This is a genomic window from Micromonospora sp. NPDC048040 (genome assembly GCF_055587185.1).
The window spans coordinates 1-1,310 of sequence record NZ_JBVJGT010000145.1 but is presented as its reverse complement, the minus strand read 5'-3'; the positions used below and the strand labels follow the sequence as shown (position 1 = coordinate 1,310).

Below are 1,310 nucleotides of genomic sequence, written 5' to 3'. Positions count from 1 at the left end.
TGGCCACCGACTTCGCCGACCTGTTCGAGATCAAGGACGTACGGCAGAAGACCGGGAAGACTCTGACGAGCGTCGAGGACGGTCATCTGCGGTTCCGTTACGAACGAGGCACCTTCCACCGTGAGACGATCATTTCGAGCACTTCGCCGGCCCGCGTCGACGAAACGGGGATGACCTTCGACCTCCGGATCGCACCGCGCGGCAGGTGGAGCACGGAACTGCACGTCTACCCGATCGTGCGCGGCGCGCGGGGCCTCGACATCCGGGCCAGCCTGGACGCCCACCAGGGGCAGGTGAAGCCGCAACTGCGGCAGGACCTCGACGACTTCCTCGTCCAGACACCACAGCTGGTGTGCGACCACCGGTCCCTGCAGACGGCGTACGAGCGCAGCCTCACCGACCTGGCCGCGATGCGGTACTCACCGCTGGCCTTCCCCCGGCGGTTGCCGGCCGCGGGGCTGCCCTGGTTCATGACCATTTTCGGCCGGGACAGCATCTTCATCAGCCTGCAGACGCTGCCGTTCGTGCCGGAACTCGCCTCGACGGTCCTCCGTGACCTCGCCTTCCAGCAGGGCAGCAAGCTGGACGACTACCGCGACGAGGAACCCGGGAAGATCGCGCACGAGTTCCGCTACGGCGAATCGGCGGCGTTCGAGGAGCAGCCGCACAGCCCCTACTACGGATCGGCGGACTCCACCCCCCTGTACGTGATCCTGCTCGACGAGTACGAGCGGTGGAGCGGGGACGCCAGCCTGGTGCAACAGTTGGAGCTCGAGGCCCGCGCGGCGCTGAACTGGATCGACGAGTACGGCGACATCCTGGGCAACGGCTACATTTCGTACCAGCGGCGAAACACCGTGAACGGCCTGGAGAACCAGTGCTGGAAAGACTCCTGGGATGCCGTCTCCTACCGGGACGGCCGGCTGCCCGGACTGCCACGCGCGACCTGTGAGCTGCAGGGGTACGCCTACGACGCGAAGCTGCGCGGCGCCCGTCTGGCCCGGCACTTCTGGAACGACCCCGCCTACGCCGACCGGCTGGAAGCCGAGGCGGCCGACCTCAAACGGCGTTTCAACCGCGACTTCTGGATCGAGGAGGGGGAGTACTACGCGCTCGCCCTCGACACCGACGGCAAGCCGGTCGACGCCATGTCATCCAACATGGGCCACCTGCTGTGGAGCGGCATCGTCGAACCGGACCGGGCCCAGAGGATCGCCCAGCACCTCCTCGGGCCGAGCATGTTCTCCGGGTGGGGCGTCCGCACCCTGGCCGACACCGCGGCGCGGTACAACCCGGTCGGCTACCACGTC

1 protein-coding gene is annotated in these 1,310 nt (G+C 67.6%); it reads left to right on the top strand.

Annotated elements, in window-relative coordinates:
* Positions 1-1,310: glycogen debranching N-terminal domain-containing protein (locus ACZ6O2_RS36535; protein ID WP_466026224.1), on the top strand; the 1,310-nt coding region annotated here is incomplete at both ends.